Here is a 26,267-nt window from a genome sequence, read left to right on the forward strand (position 1 = left end):
CCTGCGTACAGCCACACACCACTCCCATGCCCACCAACCAACTCGAGCAGCTGAAGCAATTCACCACGGTCGTCGCGGATTCGAGCGATTTCGACAGCATGAAATCCTACCAGCCGCGCGATGCGACGACCAATCCCAGTTTGATCCTCAAGGCTGCGGGGATGCCGGACTACGGGCACTTGGTGGAGAAGGCGATCACGGACGCCGGCAGTGGCGCATCGCCCGCCGCGGTCATCGACCTGCTGCTCGTCCTGTTTGGCGCCGAGATTCTCAAGATCGTGCCCGGGCGGGTCTCGACGGAGGTCGACGCCCGGCTCTCGTTCGACCGCGTCGGCAGCATGGAGAAGGCGCGGACGCTCATCGCGCTTTACGAAAAGCAGGGTGTCCCGCGCGAGCGGATCCTCATCAAGCTCGCGTCGACTTGGGAAGGCATTCGCGCCGCGGAAAAGCTCCAGCAGGAGGGGATCAACTGCAACATGACGCTGTTGTTCTCGTTTCCCCAGGCGGTGGCCGCCGCCAAGGCCAAGGTGAAGCTGATCTCGCCGTTCGTCGGTCGGATCCTCGACTGGTACAAAAAAAGCACCGGCCAGGACTACGCGCCGGCGGACGATCCCGGCGTAAACTCGGTTCGCGAAATCTACACCTACTACAAACGCTTCGGCTACGAAACCGAGGTGATGGGCGCGAGCTTCCGCAACAAGGACGAGATTCTGGAACTCGCCGGATGCGATCTGCTGACGATTGCGCCGAAGTTGCTCGGAGAGCTCGCGGCGTCGACCGATCCGGTGGAACGCAAGCTGGAGCCGGAGGCCGCGCGAAAGGCGAAGGTAAAGCGCGTGAGCTTCGACGAAAAATCTTTCCGCTGGGCGTTGAACGAAGACCAGATGGCGACGGAAAAATTGTCCGATGGGATCCGTTCGTTCGCGGCCGATGTGCGCAAGCTCGAGCAGCTGATCCAGCAGCAGCGCGGGTAGTTGCCATACATAATTTGCCGGGACGCCTTTGCTGCAGCCCTGGCAGATTTCCTAGCGAACGCGGACGCGGCAAGCCGCACCGCCACTGCTCCGCGGTGCGGCCGCTGTTGCGCGCAGGCTTCCACTCCGCCATGACTCGACGGCGATGATCCGCGCGTTTCAATGGGACCTCGCCCGGCAGGTCGAGCGACTCGACTGGCTGCTCGCACAGCTGCCGCGTTACGCGGATTGGGGTTACCAGGAACTCTATCTGCACCTGGAGGACGCGATCGAGTATCCGAGCCTACGCCGCGTCGCGCGGCGCGACGCCTACAGCCGGCGGCAGGTCGGGCAGTTGGTCGACGCGGCGTCTCGTGCGGGGATCCAGGTCGTGCCGATCGTCAATCTGCTCGGCCACACGCAATATCTCATCAAGGTACCCGAGCTGCGCGACCTGAACGAACTCCGCGCCGCGGACGGGTCGCCACTCGAGCGTGGGCAGATTTGCCCGCTGCATCCACGCACGCTGGAGATTGCTGAATTACTGCTGAGGGACGTCGCGCCGTTCTGCACCGCGGGCAAGGTGCACGTCGGGCTCGACGAGTCATTTCATCTCGGCCGGCACCCGCTGAGCCGAAAAGAAATCGCGCGGATCGGGCGCGCCGCCCACTTCGCCCGCTACGTGAACCGGCTCCACGGGCTCACGCAGGCGCTCGGACTGGAGATGGGGATGTGGGCCGACATGCTCTACTTCCTGCCGGAGGCGATTCCGCTGCTGCCGACCGGCATCACGGCTTACGAATGGTACTATCACGCGTTCCGCCGCTGGCCGCGCGTCGAATTGTTCAACTTTGCGGAAGTCGATATTGCCACCCCACTCCGCCGCCGCGGGATCCAGCTTTACGGCTGTCCGATGAATGGTGCCTTTCGCCACGAGCCGTTGCCGCACTTCGGTGATCGGCTCGGCAACATCGTCGCCTGGTGGCAGCACGCGCAGCGGATCGGCGCAGCGGGTTTCCTGATGACCGGCTGGGAACCGAACCGGCTCGCGCTTGAGCTCACCACCGCGATCGATGCCGCTGCGGCTTGCCTATGGCTCGACCCCGGCGTGACGGAACCTCGCGAGATGCTAGCGCGCGGTTTCGCGCGAGCGTTTTCCAGGGTAGGGCGCGTTATCCCTAACGCGCCGCTCAGTTCTCCGGGCGCACGGCGAACCCGGCGGATTAAGGATAATCCGCCCTACCACCAATGGGCCGATGTCGCCTTCGCGTGCGATCGGTTTCCGTTTGCCGGCTATCCGCGTTGGCAGATCAACGAGCGCTGGGACACGCTCTCGCGGCGCGAACCACTCGCTGGCTACCGCGCGGAAGAACGACATTTCGCGCGAATGGTTCAACAGGCCCGACGCGCGGAAGCGCCTGGGCCAATGCAGGCGAGCGTGGAGTTCCGACATTATCTCGCAGTGCGTGATTATGCTCTGCGCAAGCTAGCCGCCCTGGGAGCGCGGGCGTCCCGCCCGCTCCGGAACGCTGACGCGGGCGGGGCGCCCGCGCTCCCCCTTCGTGCTCTTCAGTCCTCGATTCCCCCTGCGCTGCATGCTGCCCGCGTCATGTGGGGACGAACCCGCGATCCACGCGTCGCGAGCCCGAATGAGCAGATCGTGCACGCCGATGCCGCGCGACTACGCGCGTTGCGTCAAGGCAAGCGCCTGTTTGGAGGTGAATGGCAGATCTGCTACCGGGTGTGGAATTTTGCGCCGGCGGTTCAGCTGGTCGGGATCGAGCAGCAGCAGCCGGACGGCTCCTGGCAAACACTCCAGTCGTGCTACACGATCGAGTTTCAGAGCGCGGCCGCCCGGCCGCGCGGTCCGTTCGTGCGCGAACACGCCGCGCCGGTCGACTGGGACGGCGCTCGCGAGCGGCTGCCGATCCTGCGGCTGTTCGTCCGCGGGGTCGGCGAGGTCAAAGTCGGCGCCATCGCGCTGACCAACGGATCGGCGGTCCTGCCGGCTCGCGGACTACGCGGGCAGTGGCGCAGGCTCGGCAATCCTGCGGCGCGACGCGGTTGGCCTGTCTTTGATTGGACGCGCAACACCGCGGCGTTGCCGCTGCGGTTTTCGCCGTAACCGGCACTACTCTTTCGCAGGCATCTCGATCGCCTTGAGCTCGCCCAGCGTGACCTTCCCTTCCGCGAGCATGTTCAGGTCGAGGAAACGTTCGAGTGCCGCGTAAAATTTGATCCGGCTCTGCTCGTTTTCGAACCCATGACCTTCGTCGCGTTCGCGGAGGTAAACGTAGGGCTTATCGTATTTTTTCAGCTCTGACTCGAGCTGGGTCCAGTGACCGATGTCGACCCGGGGATCGTTTTCACCGTAGGCGTGCATGCTCGGAACGCGGATGTTCTCCACATGCGCAAGCGGCGAGCGTTCCCAGAGATCGTTGCCATCGCTGCCGATCCACTCACGCGTGAACAGATCGAAAAACCGCCCTTTCTGTTCGTTGGGTCGCACCAGAATCCGCAGATCGGAGACACCGACATAGTTGATGCCGCACCGGTAGAGCTCCGGCGTGAACACCAGTCCGGCGAGCGCCGCGTAGCCGCCATAGCTGGCTCCGTAGATCGCCACGCGGTCCTTGACGGTAATCCCCTCCTCAATGGCCCACGCCACCGCATCCGTGAGGTCGTCCTGCATTTTGCGCCCCCATTGATGCTTGCCCGATTCTTGGAAGCGGGCGCCGTAGCCGCCGGAGCCGCGGTAGTTGACCTGGAGCACGGCATACCCACGGTTCGCGAGGAACTGGGCCTCGGGATCGAAATCCCAAGAATCGCGAATGCCAAACGGACCGCCGTGGGGCAGGAGCACCAATGGGTGCTTGCGGTCCTTTTGTCCCGCCGGGCGGGTCAGGTATCCGTGAATTTCCAATCCGTCGCGCGCCTGATATTTGATCGGTTCGCGATCGGCCATTTTTTCCGGATCGATCATCGGATTCACCCGGCCCAGCGGCGTGATCACCGGCGTCGCGGCATCGAAAAGATAGTAGGTGCCCGGCTCGCGGTCGCTATAGACAAAGACCGCGTGGATCTTCAGGTCCTCCGTCGAGTCGACGATCACGATCTGCTTGCCTGGAAACGTCTGCTTCAGGCTGCCGTAGATCCGCGCCCACGCGGGATCGAACCAGTCGGTGACCGGCTTCTCCGCCTCGTAGGTAATGCCGACAATCCGGCCGTCGGGCCGCCGCTTGGTCGCCACCATCTCGCCGACGGGCGGTTCGTAGAGCAGCTTTTCACGCTGCATCGTCGCCCGGTTGAAGGCATACAGCGCGCCGCGATCGTGATCGTTGGGGCTGCGCACCTCCATGATCGCCATCTTTTCGCCGGGCAGCAGGCCGGTGAAGCTGATGGGCGCGCTGGAGCCGGGATAGCGGCCCACCTGACGATAGTTGCCGTTGAGGTCCTTGATTTCGTGAATCTCCTCCGTGCCCGCCTGGATCGTGCGCCCGAACACCGTGCCGGACTGATCGTCGACAAAGTAGCCGGTCGCGCGATCATTCAGCACCTCCACACGATCGCGCCGACGGGTGTGAATGTTCAGCCGATAGAACCCGGGCTCGCCCGCGGCCTCCAATTCCCCCGCACTGTTGCGGCGCACGCCGTATCCGGTAATCAGGATATGATTGTCGTCCTGTGGCAACCGCGAGAACACCGAGCCTCCGATGCCTCCGACCAGGGGGTTCGTCGCCCGCTGATACTTCTGCCATGACTCGCTGAGGTCCTTGATGTCGGAGCCATCGGCCTTGATCGAGCGCAGCGCGTAGGACTCGTTGCCGCCAACATCGCCGCCGAACACGATGCGGTCGCCCTTCCAGAACGCGAAGTCGACGTTGTAGTCATTCGGCACGAAAACGATTCCCCCTTTCCCCGTCTTCACGTCGTAAACCGCGATCGACTGCCGCTTGGGGTCGTTGCGGACGAGGAAGACGACCTTGGAACCGTCGCGCGCCAGCCGCGGCTGCGTCAGCTCCCGCGTCCGGAAAAACGCTTCGATCGGTAGTTTCGGCGGCGGCTCGGCCGCGAACGCGGCGGCAGTGATGAAGGCCAGCGCAGGTAGACAACGGAACAGGCGAGTCATGGTGGAAGGGAGCCGAGGCTCCAAAAAGGAGAAGGCCGGGAGTGAAATGCTCCCGGCCTTCGATTTGCAAATCAGCCCTGCGCGCGACTTAGAACTTGTAGCTCGCGTTCACGAAGAAAGCGCGGCCCAACGCGCCATAAGTGGCGGTGTCGGCATTGGCATCGGTCCACGAGGCCATCGACATCGGCACGTGCTCGTTGAAGGCGTTGATCGCGCCCACGCGGACCGAAAGTCCGTCGAGATAACGCGTCCAGCCCGCACGGCCCTTGAAGTTGTAGCCGACGTAGAGGTCGACGCTCGTGTAGGACTCCACGTGACGATCCGCCGCGACATCGGTGGCCGTCTCCGAGGCGCCGGTGTCGGTCACGCTCGGGATGTAGTCGATCGTCGCGCCGAGCAGTAGATTGCCGCGCGTCATTTCCGTGCGGAAATTGCCCCGCCACTCCGGAATCGTGCCGCCGTTGAGGACGGAACGGCCGTTGGTGGTGCCCACGTAGTCCTCATCCTCGACCGAGAAGCGATTGAACCAGAGGCCGTTCAACACCATGTTGAACTTGCCGACGTTCGGCACGTCGAAGACGTAGTCGACCGTGAAGTCGACGCCGTCCTGCTTCGCCGAGACGAAGTTCTCCGAGAAGTTCGTGATGAACACCCGGGTCATCGAACCGCCGGCCTCGTCGAACGCCGCGCTGATCTGGCCCGGCCCGGTGATGGCCGAACCGTTGAACGAATTGATGCGAACGCGGTTCGCATACTGCGAGGAGGCGCCGTTCGTCTCGACGTCCTGCAGGATCGTGAGGTCGTTGACGGAGCCGCTGATGTCATCCTGTTTGATCAGGAAGTAGTTCAACTCGATGTTCAGGCCCTTGACGGCCTTTGGCGAGAAGATCACGCCGAAGTTGTAGTTCTTTGCCGTCTCCGGCTTGAGCTGCGGATTCGACAGCACGCGGAGAAAGGCCTGGTCGACGTTGTCGTCCATGACGCGACCATCGACGAACTCGAGGCCGATCGGCTGCTCGCTGAAGCCGACGCCCGTCGGCCCGAACAGCGAGTAGAGACTGGCCGCCGAGAATGACTCGGAGTAGGCGGCGCGAACCGCGAACTGGTCGTTCACCGGGAACCAGCGGAGCATGATCTTCGGGACGAGCGGATCGTCCGTGTCGCTGTAGAAGTCCTTCCGCAGCGCGGCATCGACGTCGAGCGTGTAGAAGCCCGGGACCGTCTGCGTCGGCGCCACGACCGGGATGCGGAGCTCGGCGAAGAACGAATCCACGGAGCGGTCGACATTGAAGTTGTCACTCGTGGTGGCGCCGTCCCACAGCGAGGGCGAACCGAAGAGCGGGCTGGCGGGATCCGAGACGGTGAAGCTGCCAGAGTCCGGCTTGCCCGAGAGGGTTTCGCGCCGCGTCTCCGCGCCGACGGCGAACTTGATGGCGCCGGCGGGCAGCGCGTTGGCGAACTCGCCGGTGACGCGGCCGTCGAAGCTGATCAGCGAGCTCTTGTTCTTCGAGTACGCGGTGCCGAAGATGTTCGCCTGCTGCAGCAGCGTGGGATCCTGCGTCCGGGCGAAGAGATTCACCTGGTTGTTGTCGATCGCGTTTGCGAGGTTCACGCGATTGATGACGTTCTCGTTGCGGTAGAGCTGGTCGACGTCATTGAAGTTCGCGCCGACTTCCCAGTTGTAGGCGCCGAATTCGCCGCGCGCGCCGAGCACGCCACGGAGGGTGTCGGTGTCGCTGAAATACTTGCGCGGATTGCTGACGAAGCGGTTGCGGACGAGCACATAGTCGTCGAACGGATTCTGGGCCTGCTGCGGCATCGTGTAGGCGAAGGGCAGCACGCCGAAGTTGTCGACGTCCTTGGCGAAGATCGGCATGCCGACGATCGGCTGGGCGGCCAGCTGGTAGAATGTCGAGGTCTTCGAGTAGAGCAGGTCGCCGAACAGCTCGATGTTGTCGGTGAGCTTGTGGCTGACGGCGGCGACGACCGCATTGCGCTCGTTGCCCAGCGCCAGCGTGACGTAAGGCGAGAGGTTGAACAGCGACGAGATCGGCACGTCCGGCTTGGTGTAGATGCCGGCGGCGACGAGTTCCGCGCCCGTCATGTCGGTGTTGAGCGGGGGCGTGGCGCCCGGTGCGAGCAGGAAGTTGCCGCTCTCCGCGCCGTAGTAATTCACGACGCCGGCGAAGCTGCTGGTCTTGCCCGTCTGGTCGAACGAGAACGCGCGCTCGTTCTGGAACAGCGGATCACTGCGGGTCCACTCGGCCGAGATGGTGACGGACGTTTTGCCGTCGCCGGTCCGCGCGCCGACCGTGGTGCGCCCGGAGCGCTCTTCCCACACGGAGCCGAACTGCTTCGCGAACGCATAGTGGCCGCCGACCTCGGCGCCCTCGTAGTCTTTTTTCAGAATGATGTTCACGACGCCGGAAACGGCATCGGAACCGTAGAGCGCGGACGCGCCGTCCTTCAGGACCTCGATGCGTTCGACGGCCGAGACGGGAATGGAGTTGACGTCGACGAAGTCGAAGCCGCCCACCGCCGACACCGGCGAGAACGCCGCGCGGCGACCGTTGACGAGCACCAGCGTTTGCACGTTGCGCAACTGGACGCGCGAGCCGCCGTTGGTGGAACCGCCACCGATGTTCGAGTTTGAGGAGCCGATGTTGCCGTTGCCGACGAACTGCGGCACGGACTTGCGGATGACCTCGAGCAAATCAGTTACCTGGCCCGTGGCTTCGATGTCGGCCGTGTTGACGATGCGCACTGGGACCGCCGGTGCTTCCGCGGAATACGGAATGTAGGAGCCGGTCACCTCGTATTTTTCCAGCCGGACCAAGTCTTGGGATTCTTCCGCCGGTGCACTCTCTTCGGCGAAGCCCAGGGTGGGAAGCAAGCCGACGGCCAAAATCAAAAAAGGCGCCGCCAGAAACTTCCGCGAACGGAGTTTGTTCATAGTCGTGGTAGTTGTGGTGTGTGTGCGCGGCCGGTCGGGCGCCGCCACGTTTGTGTTCAACACGATATCGCGTGTTTGCCTGCTAGGTATCCGCAAATCACCTCGTCACAACGTCATATCGACGAGATGCTAGATACGGGAAACAGAACGCTTAAAAAGTACGTCGAAACGCTCGAGGTGTCGCCACCCGCCCCAGCCTCGCAAGACGAGCCCAAGTTTGGCATTTCTCGTCCAGTCTCGTTCGCCAGTGCAAGGGCAAGTCCGCCCGGAGGCCGGCTGAATCTGGCTGCGGCCGGACTTACTTCGATCCCGCAGGACGAAGGAGTGTCTTTAGTTTCCCGCGATAGTTCCGGCTCAATCGCAGTTTCGTACCGTCGGCCATGAACACCGAATAGTCCCCATAAAGCGCCGTCTCCACCCGCCGCACGTGGTCCAGATTGACCACGAACGATCGGTGAATCCGCAGGAACTTGGCGGGGTCGAGTTTACGTTCGAATGATTGGAGGGTCTCGCGTACCAGCTGTGTCTTGGTCGCCGTCTGGACCTTCACAAAGTCGCCTTGGGCTTCGATCCAGAGCACATCCTGCTTCTTGATGAAGTGGAGAGCGCCGTCCGCTTTCACCACAATGCGGTTGGCCGGCTCCGGCGCCGTGGGCTGGATCTCGGCCACCCGCGCCGCCTGGGGCGACGCGCCTGATTCAAGATTCCGCACGTACTCGAGCAACTGCTCGAGCCGGGCGCTCAGCTGGCCAAGATGTCGTTGCCGTATCCCTTCCTTGGCCCGGAGCAGTGCGCTCGCGAAGCGGGCATCGCTGCACGGCTTGAGCAGGTAATCGACCGCACAGACCTCGAAGGCTTGGATCGCATGCTGTTCGAATGCCGTCACAAAAATGACCGCCGGCCGCTCGGCGGGGGGCAACGCCGCCAACACTTCAAAACCGTCGAGTCCGGGCATCTGCACATCGAGGAAGAGCAGATCCGGCCGCAGCTCTCGAATCTGCGTAACCGCCGTCAGACCGTCCGCGCACTGTCCAATCACCGCCACGGCTGGATCGGCGCCCGCCATCAAAGCCAAACCTTCGCGAGCCAGTGGCTCATCGTCGACAATCAGCACGCGGATGGTTTTCACATCAAAGCAGGGGTGATGCCCGCCAGGGCAAGTTGATCTGGATCCGCATTCCGCCGTCCGTCTGGGGAATCATCTCCAGATCGTAATCGGAGCCGTAGATTTTTTCCAATCGCGCCCGCGTATTCGCGAGACCCACGCCGCCCGCTCGAGTCTCTGCGCCGGCCCCCGGCGACGCCTGCGGAGCCCCGTCGTTCTCGATCACGAGCATCAAGCGATCCGCGGCGCGTACGGCGGCGATGTGCACCCGGCCCGGTACCGTCCGCCGGGAGATGCCATGCTTGATCGCGTTTTCCGCCAGCGGTTGAAACAAAAAGTTCGGCACCAGCGCCCGGTTCGCTTCCGGCTCAACCGAGATTTCCACCTGTAGTTTTTCGCCAAACCGAATCCTCTCGATCTCGAGATAACGCCGGACGAAATCGATCTCGGTTTCGAGCGGCAACTCCTGCTGCCCCGTGCGCTCCATCGCCAGTCGGAGCAACATGCTCAATTGGGCAATCGTCTCGATGGCCGCCTCGTGCCGCCCCTGCCGCACGAGCGTGCTGACCGCGTTGAAACTGTTAAACAGGAAATGGGGGTGCAACTGCCCGCGCAGCGCGGTGAGTTCCGCGCGCGCCAGATCGGACTCGAGCTGGGCCGTACGCAGCCGTAGCGCCAGTGTTTCCTCCGCGTGCTCACAGTGCCTCCGGTAGTAGTCGATGGCGATCGCCGCCGCCAGGAAGCCGCCAAACGTGAGAAAGTCCATCGGCAGCGCGGCGAGGTTGAATGCCCAGAAGGTCGGCCAGTCGAACGCCAGCTTGTCAGCGGAATCCGTCCAGGGTTGCAGCAGCATCCGCAACGCGAAGCGAGCCCCGACCACCGCCGCATAGAGCGTGGCCGCAGCCACGACAGATCCTGGGAGGTTGCGAGCGAGGTCGCCGCGGGTGAGCGGGAATCGCAGCACCAGCACCAGAACGGCCGGCGCAGCCATCAGCCAGACGAACCAAGCGATCGAATCCCAGCCGCGTGAACTCGCCCCCCAGGGAGCCTCAACCAAAGCCCGGGCGAAGTAGTGTTCCAGCACGTAGCCGATTCCCAACAAAGCCGCCGCCACCGCCCCAAAGCCAATCTGGAGCCGAAGGGGAAACGGAGCGGCGGTCTGGGGCAGGTGCCGACGTAACCAAGCTGGGGTTGGAAACGAGGTCATGAAACCACGGGCGGATATCCGACGCGCATGGCCCGTCAAGCTGCGCAGGAAAATCTCCAGCACAACTCCCCAGTGCGGTCGCTGCCCCACGCCCCAGCCGACTTGGCGTAGCACAGGGCAGCCACCCAACTGCTCTACACCTTCCGCCGGCTACTTCTCAAGCGCCGGCATCTCGATGGTCTTGAGATCGCCGAGCTTCACCTTGCCGGCCGGGATCAGATACGTCGCAAGGAACTTTTCCATTTCTGTATAGAACGCGATTTGGTTCTCGTTTTTGCGGTAACCGTGGCCTTCATCCTCGCGCTCCATCCAGACCACCGGGATCCCCTTGCGCCGAAGCTTCGCGGCCATCTCGGTGCCGTGATCGATATCCACCCGCTCGTCGAGCCGGCCATAAGCGAAGAAGACCGGCACCCGGATGTTGTCGACGTGCCGCATCGGCGAAGCCGCTTCCATGCGCTCCAAGTCCTTCTTGGGGTCGCCCGTCATCGCATTGAGCTCCGCACGGCTATCCTCCCAGCCGTCGGGAATCGTATCGAGCAGCAGCTTCATGTCGGTCACGCCGACGTAGTTGATTCCGCAGCAATACAGGTCCGGGGTGAAGGCGAGTCCCGCCATCGTGGCGAATCCGCCGTAGCTCGCGCCGTAGATGGCGACGCGCTTGGGGTCGGCGATGCCCTCGGCAATGGCCCATTTGACGGCGTTGGTGATGTCGTCCTGCATCGCGCGGCCCCACTCGCCGAACCCAGCTTGTTCAAATTTGCGTCCGTAGCCGATCGATCCGCGGAAGTTGATTCGCAGCACCGCGTAGCCGCGGCTCGCGAGGAACTGAACCTCCGGCCAGAAACGCCACTCGTCGCGCGCTTGCGGTCCACCGTGCGGATTGATGATCAGGGGGAGGTTCTTGCCGGACGAATTTGGCGGCAGTGTAAGGTAGCCGTGAATCGTCAAGCCGTCCGGGGTGACAAATTGGACCGGCTTCATCGCCGCCATCTGCTCCGGTTTGATCCAGTCCGCTCGGCTGACGAGCTTCTCGAGCGTCAGCTCGCGCGTATCCAGCATGTAGAATGTGCCCGGGTCGCGATCGCTGAAAGCCTCCACCACGATCCACCGGTTGTCGTCGCTGTAGCTGTAGAAGAGGTTGAGCGTGTCGGGCAGCGCCTCATCCGTGAGCGCCTGCAGCTTCTTCATCCCGTCGATCGCCCAGACACGGCCGGGTTTCTCGCGCTCGATGGCGAAGCCCAGCAGATCGCCCGTGCTTCGGTGTCGGACGACGTCTTCGGCGTCGTAAACATCGTCATGGAAGAGTTCTTTCACGATCTCGCCGGTTTCCGGATCCAGCAGCGCGATGGCGGCGGTGTCGCGGCCCAGCGTGCTGCGCACGTAGACCAACCGGTTTTCCTGATCGAACGCGAGCGGCTCGCAACGACCGTCGCGGAATTTCCAGCGCTTGATTTCCTTGAACACGCCGCTGGCGCCCTTGCGCGCGACGAGAAAATGCTCACCGCCGTAGAACCCGTAGCCGATGCGCACCGCGCCGGCGTTGTCGGCCACCCAGCGCCGCACCTTGCCCGGGTTCATCGCCACCAGCCGCTTCTTGCCGGTGTGCACGTTCATCCGATAGGCGTCCGGCTCCTGCAGTCGGCGCTCGTTCGAAGCCACCAATATCTCGTCGGTTGATTTGCCATACCGACTGATGATCTCGACATCCCGGTACACGTGGGAGCCACGACTGCCCTGCTGCTCGGCGCTCTCGTTGAGCGCGCGCGAGTTTTTGCCATCCGCATCAATGGCAAACAGCCCACCTGTGAGACTGCCGTCCTTCACCCCAGTGAAGATCAGCCGGTTGTTCCCCACCCAATGCACGCCGCCCACGCTCATCGTGGTCAGGCCCGTGAGCATCTTCGGCTCCTTCGTTTTCAGATCGATCACGTAAAGGTTCAGGTGCTCCTTCCATTTTGAGAGCGCGGCGACCTTGCTTCCGTCCGGAGACACCTTGATCTCATCGAACGTGAGATCGCGCACGAAGTGCTCGATCGGGATCAGGCTGTCTTCCGCCCGCGCCAAGGCCGCCGCAGCGGTGCACGCAACGAAAATCAAGAGAAGACGACAGGACTTCATGGGATGAACCGTAACTGTGTGCTGGCCGAGGTCGATGCTGCTAGGTTGATTGGAACGAGAGCGGGATGAATGGCAAACCCTTGCCTGTCCGGAGGTCCGGCGCACATGCGTTGCGCAAACGGCGCCCGCGAACGCCCATCGTCCAAACCCTTCCGCTGCGCGGTGGCAAGCGATGCGAGCTTACTGGAGCCGCTTCACCTTCACCTGTGACCCGTAGCCTTCAACGCCGAGATAAAAGGCGCCGAATCGTCCTTTGCGGACCGTCACGACGGGGGACTCCAGGTTGACCGAAAACACGCCGGGGTCGACCTGTTGCCACACTTGGCCGTTATCGAGACGGAACACCGTTCGGCCCGTCCAGCCCGTGAAGACGCCGCTGATCCGGGTTTGGAGCTCGCGAGCAGCAGGCTGCTTCTTTTCCAGTTCGGCCTGAACCTGCTTCTCCCGACCGAACGTGTCGGCAACGATCGCTTCGCTGTCGCTCGACGGCACCCGCTCGGGGCCCGGCGCGTGCTCGGCGCTCGCCGGGGCGGCGGGCGACGAAACCGATGCGGGTTGAGCCGCAGCGCCAGACGCGACCGGTGCGGTCGGAAGCAGCCGGGCGCTCAGGAACTCGAGTTCGGCGGGAGTCAGCTTGTGAAGTCCTGCCCGTTCAAACTCCTCCGCCGACAACATCTCGCGCAAAGAGGGAGCGGCCCCAAGCGTCACCTGTGCCAGCCCCAGGGCGAGTCCGCAAGCCACCCACTGCACCACACATCCCAAACCAGTTTTTGACGGTGTCATCTCAGACTTCCGAGCGAACCACTCCCCACCGACGAGGCAAGGATGGAGCGGCCGTGATCCGACGGGCCGGGCCGCGGACCTCTTCGAGACGCTGGCAATCGGGCCGCGCGAGCGCAGTAAACAAGAAAGCCGCGCCCCCAAGGGAGGCGCGGCTGAGAGTTGGCAATGGTCCGTGGTCAGAACTTCATCTCGGCCCGCATATACCAGAAGGCGGGCTCCGGGTCGTTGACGCCGGAGGTCGTTCCGGTGCCATCGAAGAAGTCCAGCGGCGGCTGCTGGTCGAAGATGTTGTTCACGCCGACTGACAGTTCAAGATCGCGGAAGCCCCGATACGTGACAGAAACGTTCTGGGTATACTGCGACTTGATGTCGTAGTTGTAATACAGGTCCTCTTCGGCCGCGAGCGAGCCATAGAGGGCGTGATACTCACGCCGACCACGGAACACGCCGAACAGGTTCACGCCCCAGTCGCCCTTGTTCCAGGAGATCGTGGACGTGCCGTTCAGCCGCGGGACCAGATAACCGCCGACGAGATTGTCACCGTCGGTGAGCAGCTGGTCGATCCAGGTAACCTGAATCCCGGCGAAGATCGTGCCCCAGGTACCGGACTTCCAGGTGTAGTTCACGTCGACGTCCATGCCGGCGTATTTGCCGGTCGAGATGTTGGCGTAGTCGTCACGGATAAAGAGCACTTCGCCGCTTTGGTCGCGGACGACCTTGTCGGCAAAGAGTGAGTTGCCCGCCGCCGCCTCGGAGAGGAACTGGTTGTACCCATAGAAATCGCTCAGCTGGGCGAGCAGGTTTTTCTGGTCGAACTGGAACCAGTCGACCGAAACGTTCAGCCCATCGAGCTTGCCGCGGGGCGAGATCACAACGCCTGCATAGTAGGTATCCGTCAGCTCCGGCGCGAGGTTCGGATTGCCGCCGGTGACGATCTGGAGCTGATCGATCTCGCTGCCCGTGACCGGGTCGAGGATCTGCGACGAGGTGAAGCTCGTCTGCGACGACGTGTAGAGGTACGCCATGTCCGGCGCCTTGAACGACTTTGCGTACGAGCCGCGCACCACCAGCCAGTCGAGCGGCCGCCACTTGAGGCCGAGCTTCGGCCGGGCCTGACGGGCAAAGCCGTCATCGCTGTAGTCTTCGTAGCGACCGGCGACCTGCAGCTCGAGCGACTTGGCGAGCGGGGCGTTCTTCAGCAGTGGAATATCGGCCTCCACGTAGATCGCCGTCAGCTCGCGCGTGCCGTAGCTGCTCGTGCCTTCGCTACCGCCGAGCACGTTACCGGTGGCGTTGAGATCACTCTTGACGTTGCCGAACTTCTCCTGGCGGTGCTCGGCACCGACCGCGACGCCGATCGCGCCGGCGGGCAGGCTTTCAAACACCGAGCCCGTCGTGGAAATATCGAAGTTCTTGTACTCGAGGTAGGCTTGGTTGGGATTGTCGACCGTCAGGAAATTCGCCATGGCGGCCTCATTCTCACCAAACCAGTTGTAATAGACGCGGCCGGCCTGCGGCGTGGTCGGATCCCAGCTCAGCGAGCCGTCACCCTGACGCGTCAGACCCATCAGCGCCTGCTGCAGGCGGTAGTCGGGCACCGTACCGCGATTCAGGTTGTCGACCGTATTCTTCGAATACATCGCGCCGAACTCCCAGGTCCAGTCGTTGGCGAGCGTGCCGCCCAAACCGACGAGGAAACGCGGGGTGTCAGACGTGACGTCGTTGATGCGCGGGCCGTTTTCCCACATGCGGCGGTTGCCGCGGAAGATGTCGACCGCCCACGGATTGTACGGGTTGTAGGCGGGAATATGCAGACCCCACTCGGACTCCGACGTGCCGGGCGAGTTGGTTGGGTTCACGTTGGCCGAACCGGTGGTGAGGCCGTGGGAGTTTTCCAAATCCGCCGGCGTGGAGGCGGAGTTCACCTCGGTCTGCATCCGGGAGAACGACATTTCCGCAAACGCGTACAGCTTCTCATTCACGTCGTAGCGCAGCGAAGTGTAGAACGACAGCTGTCGGTATTCGGGGAAGAGCCCGTTTTCCACCTGGTAATTGTACCAGTTGGTGCCAGGCGTCGCACCTGCGACGGTCGGCGTGCTGGTGGGATTCGTGAACGTGTAAGCCCGCCCGCCGACATACGCGCGGCCGGGGTAGCCGCGCGATGAGGTGTTGTCGCCCAGCCCGAGATCATTCACCGGATCGGTGAGCTCCATCGCCGTGAAGTACTCCTGCGGCGTGTTGTAGCCCGAGCCCTGGAGATTGTGCACCGTCCAGTAGGCGTGCCCCTTGTTCTTGAACTCGATCTTGTCCGCGTTGCGCGTGTAATAGAGATCGCGCGCAAACACCGCATCCCGTTGCTCCCAGCTTAGCGCGGTGACGACGCTGGTCTTGGCCGACGACGTGCCGATCACCGCCGAAGCCTTCTTAAAGAAGCCGCCCGTGTTGAAGTAATCGCCAATCTGTACCGTGCTCGAGAGGCCCTCGTAATCGCGGCGAAGCTTGACGTTCACCACGCCGGCGACCGCATCCGAGCCGTAAAGCGCGGACCCGCCGTCCTTGAGGATCTCGACGCTCTCAATGGCCGCAGCAGGGATGCTGTTCATGTCGAACACCGTCTGGAATCCGTTGAAACCAGGCGAGGCATAGGGCACACCACGACGGCCGTTGATCAGCACCAGGGTGCTGTTGTTGCCCAAGCCGCGCAGATTGATCGTGCTGACGCCCGGCGTGAAGCTCGTGCCCGAATCCGTGGGCGTCAGAGCCTGGCCGCTGTTGTACGGCATCGCGCGCAACGCATCGCCCAAGGTCGTGAAGCCCTTGATGGAGATCTCCTGCGCCGTCATCTGCAGCACAGGGCTGACCGTCTCGGCATCGAGCCGCCGAATGCGGGAGCCGGTGACGTCATACTTTTCGAGCGTGATCGTTTTCTGTTCTTCCTGCGTTTCAGTGGCTGTCGTCTGCGCGTTCGCGCTGACAACCGCCAATAGGCCGGTCAACGCGCAAAGCGAGAGACCAACCCGCAACTTCCGGTGAAGAAGTAGGTTCATAGTTTGTGTTGTGTGGTGTTGTTGGCTGACGAAAAGCCCAAGCCAGAGTCCGACGGTGAACAGCCCCTTCGAGAAAATCAACAAATACGTTGAGCTGCCAAAATAATAAGCCGAAAGGCAGGGAAGTTATGTTCTTCCGCTTTTGAACCGAGCAGACCGCACCAAAGCCACCGCCGCGCCCGGGGGCTGCTGTTTTCCGTTGAGCCGGCCGCCGGTCACGATTACCACGCGACCCTCACCGTGCACGAACTGGCCACCCTGCTTCATCGGCTGCTCGATCGCCGCACCTATCCGGCGGTGTTGGCGACCTTGGTCTCCGTGGCCGGATCCTCCTATCGGCGGGCGGGAGCGCGACTGTTGATTGATGCCACCGGTGAACGTCTTGGGTCGATCAGCGGCGGCTGCCTCGAGGAGGATGTTCGGACGCACGCTGCCGAGATCGTCCGCACCGGCCAGCCGAAGGTGGTGACCTACGACACCACGTCTGAAAACGACCTCGTCTGGGGTGTCGGGCTGGGATGCCACGGCGTCGTGGACGTGTTTTTAGAAAACCTCTCCGCGCCGCCCGCGTGGGCGACGATCCTCCAGCGCAACCTCGAGCATCGGCACACCACGGACCTTGCCGTGGTGTGGCGAGCCGATGACCCGGCTCAGCTCGGCACGAGACTGGCGAGCGAGTTGCCGGACGTCACGGGAGGCGCAGGTGTTTTCCGTCAGACGCTTCATCCGCCCCCGGCACTGTATGTGTTCGGCGCGGGCGACGACGCCCAACCGCTGGTGCAACTGGCCAAAGTCCTCGGCTGGCAGGTGATCGTGGCCGATCCGCGAGCCGAATTCGCGACTCCAGATCGGTTTCCCACCGCGGATCGGCTGGTGGTCGCGCCCGCCGCCCGGCTGGTCGAGCCATGTGCGCCACCAGCCGACGCCTGCGCCGTCGTCATGACGCACCGCTACGTCCACGATGTTCCGATCCTGAAGCAGCTGTTCGCAAGGACCCTCAATTACGTCGGCCTGCTGGGGCCGAAGAAACGGGCGACGCGAATTCTCGCCGATCTCGCCAACGAAGGGGTGCACCCCATTCCCCAGCGCTTAGGCCGGTTTCACGCACCGGTCGGGCTCGATCTCGGCGCCGACTCGCCACAGGAAGTCGCCCTGAGCATCGTCGCCGAGATCCAAGCCTCGCTCGGCGGACGCGATGCCCGACCGCTGCGCGAACGGGAGAAACCGATTCATGGCTGATCCCGCAAAACCCTCTGCCTCTTCCCCTCATCTGGGGGCGTTTCGGTTCGGCGTGATTGTGCTGGCCGCCGGTGCGTCCACGCGGATGGGCCAGCCCAAGCAACTGCTGCCACTCGCAGGTCAGCCACTCGTCGTACGCGCCGTCGAGGCCGCGCTGGCGTCGAGCGCCTGGCCGGTGATCGTCGTTCTCGGCGCCTCCGCCGACCTGATCCGCCCGCTGCTCGCGAAGCATCCCGTGCTCGTCGTCGAAAATCCCGCGTGGGCCGAAGGCATGGCTTCCTCGCTCCGCACCGGCATCGCCACGCTCCAGCAATTCTCCCGCTCGGTGGACGGCGCGATCATCGCGCTGTGCGATCAACCGGGCTTTTCGGCAGACGTGATCAGGCGGCTAATTTCCCGACAGCAGGAGACCGGTCGCAGCATCGTCGCGGCCCATTACGAAGGGCGGAACGGCGTGCCCGCGCTGTTCCTCCGGCAGCACTTCGCCGCCCTGGCCGCACTGACCGGCGAAGAGGGCGCGCGCACCCTCGTGAATCGATCGACGAGTGAGGTCGCGACGGTCGACCTGCCCGCGCTGGCGGTGGACTTGGACACGCCGGCGGATTACGCCGCGCAGAATCCCGTTTAGGCTTCGCGCCGCGAAACCTACGGCAGTTTCGCTTCGGCCACCTTCTTCGACTGTGCCGCGCGATAGTCCTCGAGCGCGCGTTTGATCTTCGCATCGCTCAACGCCAGCGTGGCCGCGGCAAACAACGCCGCATTCACCGCGCCGGGCTTGCCGATCGCGAACGTTGCCACGGGAATCCCGCCTGGCATCTGCACCATCGAAAGCAGCGAATCGAGCCCCTTGAGCGACGCCGATTCCATCGGCACTCCGAGCACCGGCAGCGGGGTCAGCGCCGCGGCCACGCCCGCAAGGTGCGCCGCACCCCCCGCCGCGGCAATGATGACCTTGAGGCCGCGAGCGTCCGCCCCGCGCGCCCAGTCGATCACCAGATCGGGAGTTCGATGCGCGCTCATCACCCGTTTCTCGTAAGGCACGCCGAGCTGATCGAGCGTCTGCGCGCAGTTCTGCATCACGTCCCAATCCGACGTGCTGCCCATGATGATCCCGACGAGAGCAGTTGCCATAGAGGTCGAGTGATATGTGGGAAGCTGCAGATTCTGCAAATCGGAATGCGGGTATGACGGATGCACGCCGCACACAAGTGCAGGGCGGGGGGGGCTCCCGACCCCCGCCGTGGCTTGCGATGTTGGCGGGATCAAGCGATCCCGCTCAACAACCAGGCGTCGTCTGGCTCTGCGCGCCAGCGCCGGCTACAGCAGCGACAGGCCGCGCGGCACATACACCACGGTGGTGCCGGCGATCTTGTCATGCCAGGACTGCCGCTGGTCGTCGAAGGCGACCCAGATGAACCCGAGGCCCGCCGGAATCAGCGAGATGAAGCCGCCAAGCACGCGCACCAGCGCGGTCGGCCAGTCGAGCTTGCGATCATCGAGCCGCACCACCTTGAGGCTGCAGACGATGCCGCCGATCGTCGTCGCCTTGGTTGCCCACAGGACCACGCAATAAGTCGCGAACGACAGCAGGAAGTTCGGCTCCCAGCGATCCGGGAACAGATTCACCGCCACCGCGACGATCGCCGCGTCGATCAGCGACGCCGCAGCGCGTATCCAGAAACCGGCTCGCGTGAGCGTCGCCGCCGACACGACCACCGAAACGGGCGCACTGGCCACGCCAGCGTCGGCGGTCGACATGGAGGCGCTGGCGCCCGTAGCTCCGAGCGGAGCGACTGCCGGGAGGATTGTGGTCGCCGGTGCCGCCGCCGCCACCGCGGGCAGGCGGGCGGCCTTGTTCCGCTGCATGACGAGAATCAGGGTATAGATTACAATGCCGACGCCGAGCCACGAGGTGAGCTTCGCGACGACGAAGCCGACGACGGGCACGGTGTAGAGCAACAGCACGATCACGCCACCGATCAGGACGGCGAAGAACGGATGCGCCAGCGGACCATTTCCCAGGAAACGGGTGATGCGCCGGCCGACCCACGCGAACATCGCAGCCTTCCCAAACAGTCCGGCCACGAAGAGCCCGAGGATCACGGCGGGGGTGCCGATCACCGTGATCGCGAGGATCACCACCGCCGCGGGCGCCAGCAGCGTGACCAGGAACGCGGTGAGAATCGAGAAACCGGGGCGCTGCTCCAACGTCTCCGCGCAGCGCACAATCCCGCGCGGGAACAACAACGCGAACGCCAGGTAGAGGACGAAGAACCCGATCGCGATCCACCACGCCCACATCAGATGCGGCCCGAAGGCGAGGGGCCGTCCATAGAGCAGGCACTGGGAAATCCAGGCGTGCAGCCATTCGAATCCGCCGAAGCTGAATCCCATGGCAATGTTGTTGACCTGACCGTGAACCTGGGCGGCCGCGTCGCGGTTGACCTTGCCGCCAACACAAACGATCTGGCCGTGAACCTCGGCCTGCGGCCCGAGTTCCACGTTGCCCAGCACGGCGACGACGTCGCCGCGGACCCGGCCGTTGACATAGGTGTTGCCGAGCACGGAGACGACGGCGTCGCCGACGCTGCCGTCCGTCATGCGCGAGCTGCCAAAAACGGATACGACCGCCCCACCTACGTGGCCGGAGGACGTCGACGAGCCAAGGATGGAGACGACGGCATCGCTAACCTTGCCGGCGGAGGTGGAAGATCCGACGATGGACACGACCGCGCCGGCCTCCTCGCCCTCCGCAAGGGTGGAATCCTGCCAGATCGAAACCCGCTCATTGCCCGCGTGGCGGTTGAACTGCTGCCGCTCCCACTTGCGTTCGGCCTTGGGTGCGGGAGCGGGAGGCGCCTCGGGAGCGTCGGGCGCCTGTGTCTCCACCTTCTGCTCGTCGGTGCTTGTCGCCTCGTCGTTCGTGGCAGCGCTGGTTTCGGTCTCCTCGGCCGCAGGTTGATCAAGCCGCCGCATCTCCGGCTCCGCCGCGCTGGCGGGCGCCGCCTCAGGAGCGGCCGGCTGTTCCGCCACCGGTGCCGCTTTTGGTTCCTCGGCGGCGGGCGCGGTCTGCGGGTCGGCCGTCGTGGCGCTGGGTTGAGCCGCAGGGGTGGACTGATCCGGAGCCGCTGGCGCGGGATCGTTCTGCGCCAGAGCCGCAGCAGTCAGCGCCATCCACGACGCGAGCGCGGCCAGGAAAAAAGTGCGGGCTGGAGTTTTCATACGAAAGGGAACTAGCGGTTCGCGTAGAGCGTGCGGTAAGCGGTGGCGCCCACGCCGAAGAGGGTGACGTATAGCCCGATGAACGCGGCGATCGCCCCATAGAGCCAAAGCGTCGGGACGTGTCGCAGCAGGATCGCGCCAAAGTCAACGAGGGCGCGCCCGACGCCCCGTACGCTTTCCAGCAGCGCGAGCGGACGCGCGAGCGTCTGCGACACGTCGACGTTCTGCGGGCCGTAGAGCACCCAGGCGAACGCTAGCGCGGCGACGAGCGCGCACGAAGCGACCACAAACGCGCCGCGCACGGCGATGGGCCACGCGCGGAACGACTGCTTCCACCACGGAAGGGCCTGGCGCGCGGCGATGGCCGCGAGCACGCGACCTTCGAGCGAACGCGGCGCCCGGCGCTCCGGCAGGGCGCGGAGGGTTTGGTGGATCAGGTTTTCGAGTTCCTCGGGAGAGCGTTTCATGATCAGGCGGTGAGTTTTTCGTGCGGAGCTCCGCTGCGTTCGAGAATGCGCGCCAACGCGGCGCGCGCGCGGAGGATGTCGGTCTTGACCTTGGCCAGCGAGATGCGCAGCCGCTTCGCGATGTCCTCGTAGGACATATCTTCGAAATGATAGAGCACCAGCGGCACGCGCTGATGTTCGGGCAGCTTGTCGAGCGCGGCGTCCACCCATTCGCGTCGTTCCCCCGCATCCATGCCGGCGAAGAACGTGTCGGGCGAAGCGAACTCGATCTCGGGTTGGTCGTCGCCGGCATCGTCCTCGCGGCGGAATTCCGAAAAGAACCGCCAGCGGTTGCGGTAACGCGAGAGATGGTTCAGCGAAAGGTTGGTGGCGACAGTCTTCAGCCAGCCCCCGGCCGTCGGGCTGGACTGCAGCGAATCGAAACGTTCATACGCCTTCAGGAAAACCTCCTGCGAGATGTCCTCCGCCTGCGCCTCGTTGCCGACCAGACGCACTGCCGTGGAGAAGACCATGTCCTGATAATTGCGCATGAAGGTCGTGAAGTCGGTCGGGGTGATCAGCCCCGCGGGTGAAGTTTGCACTGGGCGTTCATCGTTCGCGTGCAATACCCCCTCCTCCGGCGCAAAGTTGCAGGTTTCCTCCTCGGTGGCGACCGGCTCCGGCGGCGGACTTTCCGCTATGGGCGGCGCGATGGGCGCGACCGGCGGCGCAGGCTCCTCGGCCTCGGCCGCTTCGGCCCGCTCCGCCATCCGGTTCTGGAACGCGGCAAATGCCTTGAACGCTCGCTTCCCCGCGGCGCGCAGCGCTTCGTCGCTGACGCCGAGCGCCTGCAATTTCGCCGGCGTGACGCCCCAATGTCGCGTCTCGCCCAAGAGCGCGTGCCCGGCGTCCGCCACCAACCCGCCGGAAAGGTTCAACAGGCACGCCAGCCGATCCTGCGCATCCTCCACGCGGATCAGGTATTGGCTGCGCACCGCTTCGACGATGTCATCCCGGAAGCTCCACTGCGACAGCACCATCCCGGCGACTTCGGAGCTCGCAATGCCGAACACCCGCCCCTCCCAAGCCAGGTAGTCCGGGTCGTTGATCGGATGGTAGGGCTCCATCTCGTAGCGCTCCGCCAGTCGATCGAGCACCAGCAAACCGAGCGGACGCATCAGTCCCGCCGTATAGGCGCTCCGCGGATCCAGATCGCATTCCTCGGCAAGGTGCTCGCAGATGAACGCGGTCTGCAGCATCTGTTCACGCAGCTCCGTCGCTTCGATCCCGTAGTTGCTCAACGTCCGGTCCACAAGCTGTGCGCTCGCCACGTGGCTCACCAGCCGGAAAACCTCCTTCATGCCCACGCGGGCGAGTGCCTCCTCGACCGAGCCCACCTTCTGCTCGCCACCATACGCGACACTGTTGCTGATCCGAATGAGGTTCGCCGCGAGCGTCGAATCGCGCTTCATCAACGTGGCGATCTCATCCAGCCGCGCGTCCGGGCGTCGCAGAATCACTCCTAACTCGGAGAAAACCTGGGAAGCCGGCGGAAGCGAACCCGCCACCTCGAGGATCGTCTCGCGTGTGATCGCCATACCAAACCGTCGCTAGCGAGAAGTCGGGCTCCGATATCGCGGATCAAAGTTCGCCATCACGAAGTTGCGCGACCGCATGACGGCGCCTCCCGCCGGTTCGTCACACACCGTTCGAAGCCTTTTCTGCATGATCATGGAGTATCCCGGCTTGTCTCGGTCGCCGAGCCAAAAGGTGAAGTAAAAAGACGTAGTTTTCCGGCCGCGCGGTCTCGACGCGAAACGCCAGGTCGGCAACCGGGCTCAACCGGCACTCTCTTGCGACAGCGCAATTTCCCGCGATCCTGATGGCAACCAACTCTTCCATGCCCCAACTCTTCCCCCTCAGCCCAACGTTGCAGCCGCGCATTCGCCAGATTGGCGAAGAAATCCTCGCCGCCATGGACGCCCGGCCCGCCCCAAGCCTGTTCTCCAAAAAAGGCGGTTACGCCCGCCTGATGGAGTGGTCTATGCGCGATCCGGTTTTTAAAGCGCAGCTGTTCCGGTTCGTCGACGTGTTGCCGTCGCTCAACTCGTCGGCGGACATCGTGCGTCACCTCCAGGAATATCTCGGCGATCAGGCAGTCGTGCTCAACCCGGCGCTCAAGGCCGGTCTCGCCGCGTCGTCGTTCGCGCCGGGCCTGCTCGCCGGCCCCGTGAAAGCCAATGTCGTCGCGATGGCCGCGCAATTCGTCGCCGGCGAGACGCCCGCCGACCTCGTTCAACGCATTCGCGCCAACACCGCCGCCGGGATCGCGACCACGATCGACCTGCTTGGCGAAACGGTGGTCAACGACGCCGAGGCCGACGCCTTCCTGCAGCGCAACCTCGAGGTGCTCGACACCGTTTCTCGTTTTCTGGTGCAGGAGCCTGCTCCGGGCTTCAGCGATCTCGGCCCGCGCGGTCCGCTGCCGCGGCTCAACCTGTCGGTGAAAATTTCGGCCCTCACGCCGGAGGTGCAGCCCGCCGATCCGGAGAACTCGATCCTCGCTCTGAAGCAGCGGCTGCGGCCGATCCTCCGGCGGGCGGCCGAGGTGGGTGCGCTCGTGAACTTCGACATGGAGAGCTACAAGCTGAAGGACCTCACGCTCGCGCTCTTCAAATCCATCCTCGAGGAGCCGGAGTTCGCCGCAGCACCCGACTCTCGACCCTCGACTCTCGACTCGCAACGGCCGGCGAAGCCGGCCTTCGGCATCGCGCTCCAGGCGTATCTGCGCGACTGCGAAACCGATCTCCGCGCGCTGATCGCTTGGGCGCGCGCGCGTCGTCAGCCGCTCGACGTGCGGCTGGTGAAAGGCGCGTACTGGGATTACGAGACGGTGCTCGCCCGGCAGCGCAGTTGGCCGGTGCCGGTGTGGGAGCACAAGGCCGAGACCGACGCGAACTATGAAAAGCTCTCGGCGGTGTTGCTCGACAACATCGATCTCATCACGCCCGACTTCGCGACGCACAACGTCCGCTCCGCCGCACACGTAATCGCCCAGGCCGAGCAGCGGCGGATCGACCCGCGCGCCTACGAGTTCCAGGCGCTCTACGGCATGGCGGACGAACTCAAACAGGCGCTGCGCCAACGCGGGCATCGGGTTCGTGAATACTGCGCGATCGGCGCGCTGCTCCCTGGCATGGCCTACCTCGTCCGCCGGCTGCTCGAGAACACCAGCAATGAGGGTTTTCTCCGCCGCAAAAACCTCGGCGAAGCGACCAAGGACGAACTCCTCCGCGATCCGGCGGAAGTTGCCGCGCAGATTCCCGGGGCGGTGGAACCCACCGTCCCCGCGGGTTCGAGCGCCGCACCCCAACCGTTCCGCAACGCGGCCAACACCGACTTCACCAAGTCCGCCGCGCGCGACCAATTGCGCGCCGCGCTCAAATCGTTCGCGGACGCGACGACCTCGTCGCGCCTGCTCGTTCGCCGCGGCGACCGCCGGCCGCTGATCATCGGCGGCCGCGAGATCTCGGATCGGGAGTTTCTGCCGGCACACAATCCCGCGCATCCGTCGCAGGTGCTCGGCTACTGGGCACGCGCGACCATCGCCGATGCCGATGCAGCCGTCGCGGCCGCGCGGGCGGCGCAGCCCGCGTGGGCCGCCCGCAGCGCCAATGAGCGCGCCACGTGGGCGGAGCGCGTGGCCGATTTGCTCGAGACACGCCGGCACGAACTCAACGCGCTGGAGATTCTCGAAGCGGGCAAGCCGTGGGCGGAGGCCGACGCCGACATCAGCGAAGCGGTCGACTTCTGCCGGTTCTACGCCGCGGAAATCCGCCGGATCGACCGGCCGCGCGTCACGCAGCCGGTGCCAGGTGAGCGGTGCGTGGAACGCTGGCTACCGCGCGGCACCGGCGTGGTGATTGCCCCGTGGAATTTTCCGCTCGCGATTCTGTGCGGACTCACGATCGCACCGGTCGTCGCCGGCAATACCGTGATCATGAAGCCGGCCGAGCAGACCTCGCTCGTCGCGGCCGCGTTCATGCAGGTGTTGATCGAAGCCGGTCTTCCCGCCGGCGTGGTGAACTTTCTCCCCGGCCTCGGCGAGGAGGTGGGCGACGCCCTTGTTCGTAATCCGAACATTGATTTTGTCGCGTTCACGGGTTCGCGCGCGGTCGGGTTGCAGATCTGGGCGGCCGCGGGACAGACCGCGCCCGGACAGGCCAACCTGAAGAAGGTGATCTGCGAAATGGGCGGCAAGAACGCGCTCATCATCGACAACGACGCCGATCTCGATGAAGCCATCCCGGCGACGCTCTACAGCGCGTTCGGTTTTTCCGGGCAGAAATGCTCCGCCCTGTCGCGCTTGATTCTGCTCGACGAGGTGCATGACCGGTTCGTGGAGCGGCTGCTCGCGGCGGCCGCGGCCCTGCCGGTGGGCGATCCCGCCGAGCCGGGCACCGCGGTCGGTCCCGTGATCGATGCCGAGGCGCACGGACGCATTCTCCGGATGATCGAAACAGGCCGCCGCGAGGCGACGCGCGCCTGGCAGGCCGTGTTGCCGACGGCGGTGCAAGCCAGCGGCGGCCACTACGTGCCCCCGACGATCTTCACCGGCGTGAAGCCCGAGCACACCCTCGCGCGGGAGGAAATCTTCGGGCCCGTGCTGGCGGTGTTGCGCGCGCGCGACCTCGACGAGGCCTTCGCCATCGCCAACTCGACCGACTACGCGCTCACCGGTGGCTTGTTCTCGCGCAGCCCGCGCGCCTTGCAGCGGGCCGAACGCGAGCTCGTGTGCGGCAATGTCTACCTGAATCGCGGCGTCACCGGCGCGATCGTTGAGCGGCATCCATTCGGCGGATTCAAGATGAGCGGCAGCGGCACCAAGGCCGGTGGCCGGGGTTACCTGGAAAACTTCCTCTTCCCGCGCGTGATCGCCGAAAACGTCCTGCGCCGCGGGTTCACGCCGCCCGAGGAGGGAGAATAGCCGCAGCAAAAAGGCCGCCCGAAACCGGCGGCCTTTTTTGAAAGGGGCGCGAGCAGTGCTAAGCGCTGCTCGCGC

At 64.4% G+C, this 26,267-nt stretch carries 16 protein-coding genes; 5 read left to right on the forward strand and 11 right to left on the reverse strand.

Annotated elements, in window-relative coordinates; genetic code table 11:
- The first annotated feature begins 26 nt into the window (after nt 1-26).
- Both tal and OTER_RS03545 read left to right on the forward strand, forming a co-directional pair.
- Nucleotides 27-974 carry a transaldolase gene (gene tal / locus OTER_RS03540; RefSeq protein ID WP_012373527.1) on the forward strand — a complete coding sequence of 316 codons (948 nt, stop codon included), beginning with the start codon at nt 27-29 and terminating at the stop codon, nt 972-974.
- 145 nt (nt 975-1,119) lie between these two features.
- Complete coding sequence (locus OTER_RS03545; protein ID WP_012373528.1) at nt 1,120-3,078, forward strand: beta-N-acetylhexosaminidase; 1,959 nt, start codon at nt 1,120-1,122, stop codon at nt 3,076-3,078.
- Between the two features lie 6 nt (nt 3,079-3,084).
- Here the strand turns inward: OTER_RS03545 and OTER_RS03550 are convergent, their stop codons facing one another.
- The 7 genes from OTER_RS03550 to OTER_RS03580 all read right to left on the reverse strand — a co-directional run bounded on the left by OTER_RS03550 (nt 3,085) and on the right by OTER_RS03580 (nt 16,298).
- Nucleotides 3,085-5,082, reverse strand: a complete 1,998-nt coding sequence (locus OTER_RS03550; RefSeq protein WP_012373529.1) for a S9 family peptidase — start codon at nt 5,080-5,082, stop codon at nt 3,085-3,087.
- An 88-nt stretch (nt 5,083-5,170) separates the two neighbouring features.
- Nucleotides 5,171-8,035, reverse strand: a complete 2,865-nt coding sequence (locus OTER_RS26835) for a TonB-dependent receptor domain-containing protein (protein ID WP_012373530.1) — start codon at nt 8,033-8,035, stop codon at nt 5,171-5,173.
- Between the two features lie 298 nt (nt 8,036-8,333).
- Nucleotides 8,334-9,164 (reverse strand): LytR/AlgR family response regulator transcription factor, encoded by an 831-nt coding sequence (locus tag OTER_RS03560; protein WP_012373531.1) that lies wholly within the window; start codon nt 9,162-9,164, stop codon nt 8,334-8,336.
- Nucleotide 9,165: 1 nt separating this feature from the next.
- Nucleotides 9,166-10,347 carry a sensor histidine kinase gene (locus OTER_RS23605; RefSeq protein WP_012373532.1) on the reverse strand — a complete coding sequence of 394 codons (1,182 nt, stop codon included), beginning with the start codon at nt 10,345-10,347 and terminating at the stop codon, nt 9,166-9,168.
- Between the two features lie 150 nt (nt 10,348-10,497).
- On the reverse strand, nt 10,498-12,468 hold the full coding sequence (locus OTER_RS03570) for a S9 family peptidase (RefSeq protein ID WP_012373533.1): 1,971 nt from the start codon (nt 12,466-12,468) through the stop codon (nt 10,498-10,500).
- A 180-nt stretch (nt 12,469-12,648) separates the two neighbouring features.
- Nucleotides 12,649-13,251 carry a hypothetical protein gene (locus OTER_RS03575; RefSeq protein ID WP_012373534.1) on the reverse strand — a complete coding sequence of 201 codons (603 nt, stop codon included), beginning with the start codon at nt 13,249-13,251 and terminating at the stop codon, nt 12,649-12,651.
- A gap of 176 nt (nt 13,252-13,427) precedes the next feature.
- A complete protein-coding gene (locus OTER_RS03580) occupies nt 13,428-16,298 on the reverse strand; it encodes a TonB-dependent receptor plug domain-containing protein (protein ID WP_012373535.1) in 2,871 nt (956 codons plus the stop codon).
- 240 nt (nt 16,299-16,538) lie between these two features.
- Here OTER_RS03580 and OTER_RS03585 point away from each other — a divergent pair, with 240 nt between their 5' ends.
- Both OTER_RS03585 and OTER_RS03590 read left to right on the forward strand, forming a co-directional pair.
- Complete coding sequence (locus tag OTER_RS03585; protein ID WP_012373536.1) at nt 16,539-17,537, forward strand: XdhC family protein; 999 nt, start codon at nt 16,539-16,541, stop codon at nt 17,535-17,537.
- Nucleotides 17,530-18,165 carry a nucleotidyltransferase family protein gene (locus OTER_RS03590; protein WP_012373537.1) on the forward strand — a complete coding sequence of 212 codons (636 nt, stop codon included), beginning with the start codon at nt 17,530-17,532 and terminating at the stop codon, nt 18,163-18,165. Before OTER_RS03585 ends, OTER_RS03590 begins: the two co-directional genes overlap by 8 nt.
- Before the next feature lie 17 nt (nt 18,166-18,182).
- On the opposite strand, the gene purE is transcribed toward OTER_RS03590, so the two are convergent.
- The 4 genes from purE to OTER_RS23610 form a co-directional block, all read right to left on the reverse strand.
- Nucleotides 18,183-18,668 (reverse strand): 5-(carboxyamino)imidazole ribonucleotide mutase, encoded by a 486-nt coding sequence (gene purE / locus OTER_RS03595; protein ID WP_012373538.1) that lies wholly within the window; start codon nt 18,666-18,668, stop codon nt 18,183-18,185.
- A gap of 186 nt (nt 18,669-18,854) precedes the next feature.
- On the reverse strand, nt 18,855-20,759 hold the full coding sequence (locus OTER_RS25650) for an RDD family protein (RefSeq protein ID WP_012373539.1): 1,905 nt from the start codon (nt 20,757-20,759) through the stop codon (nt 18,855-18,857).
- An 11-nt stretch (nt 20,760-20,770) separates the two neighbouring features.
- On the reverse strand, nt 20,771-21,226 hold the full coding sequence (locus tag OTER_RS03605; RefSeq protein WP_012373540.1) for a hypothetical protein: 456 nt from the start codon (nt 21,224-21,226) through the stop codon (nt 20,771-20,773).
- Between the two features lie 2 nt (nt 21,227-21,228).
- Nucleotides 21,229-22,803, reverse strand: coding sequence for a sigma-70 family RNA polymerase sigma factor (locus tag OTER_RS23610; RefSeq protein ID WP_012373541.1), 1,575 nt, complete (start codon nt 22,801-22,803; stop codon nt 21,229-21,231).
- Between the two features lie 302 nt (nt 22,804-23,105).
- Between OTER_RS23610 and OTER_RS03615 the strand changes: the two genes are divergently transcribed.
- A complete protein-coding gene (locus tag OTER_RS03615; RefSeq protein ID WP_012373542.1) occupies nt 23,106-26,192 on the forward strand; it encodes a proline dehydrogenase family protein in 3,087 nt (1,028 codons plus the stop codon).
- The last annotated feature ends 75 nt before the right edge of the window (nt 26,193-26,267 follow it).

Source organism: Opitutus terrae PB90-1, assembly GCF_000019965.1.
Taxonomy (GTDB): Bacteria; Verrucomicrobiota; Verrucomicrobiia; order Opitutales; family Opitutaceae; genus Opitutus; species Opitutus terrae.

Coding starts and splice junctions, on each gene's coding strand:
- tal (WP_012373527.1), top strand. CDS start 27: ATGCCCACCAACCAACTCGAGCAGCTGAAGCAATTCACCACGGTCGTC.
- OTER_RS03545 (WP_012373528.1), top strand. CDS start 1,120: ATGATCCGCGCGTTTCAATGGGACCTCGCCCGGCAGGTCGAGCGACTC.
- OTER_RS03550 (WP_012373529.1), bottom strand. CDS start 5,082: ATGACTCGCCTGTTCCGTTGTCTACCTGCGCTGGCCTTCATCACTGCC.
- OTER_RS26835 (WP_012373530.1), bottom strand. CDS start 8,035: ATGAACAAACTCCGTTCGCGGAAGTTTCTGGCGGCGCCTTTTTTGATT.
- OTER_RS23605 (WP_012373532.1), bottom strand. CDS start 10,347: ATGACCTCGTTTCCAACCCCAGCTTGGTTACGTCGGCACCTGCCCCAG.
- OTER_RS03570 (WP_012373533.1), bottom strand. CDS start 12,468: ATGAAGTCCTGTCGTCTTCTCTTGATTTTCGTTGCGTGCACCGCTGCG.
- OTER_RS03575 (WP_012373534.1), bottom strand. CDS start 13,251: ATGACACCGTCAAAAACTGGTTTGGGATGTGTGGTGCAGTGGGTGGCT.
- OTER_RS03580 (WP_012373535.1), bottom strand. CDS start 16,298: ATGAACCTACTTCTTCACCGGAAGTTGCGGGTTGGTCTCTCGCTTTGC.
- OTER_RS03590 (WP_012373537.1), top strand. CDS start 17,530: ATGGCTGATCCCGCAAAACCCTCTGCCTCTTCCCCTCATCTGGGGGCG.
- purE (WP_012373538.1), bottom strand. CDS start 18,668: ATGGCAACTGCTCTCGTCGGGATCATCATGGGCAGCACGTCGGATTGG.
- OTER_RS25650 (WP_012373539.1), bottom strand. CDS start 20,759: ATGAAAACTCCAGCCCGCACTTTTTTCCTGGCCGCGCTCGCGTCGTGG.
- OTER_RS03605 (WP_012373540.1), bottom strand. CDS start 21,226: ATGAAACGCTCTCCCGAGGAACTCGAAAACCTGATCCACCAAACCCTC.
- OTER_RS23610 (WP_012373541.1), bottom strand. CDS start 22,803: ATGGCGATCACACGCGAGACGATCCTCGAGGTGGCGGGTTCGCTTCCG.
- OTER_RS03615 (WP_012373542.1), top strand. CDS start 23,106: ATGCCCCAACTCTTCCCCCTCAGCCCAACGTTGCAGCCGCGCATTCGC.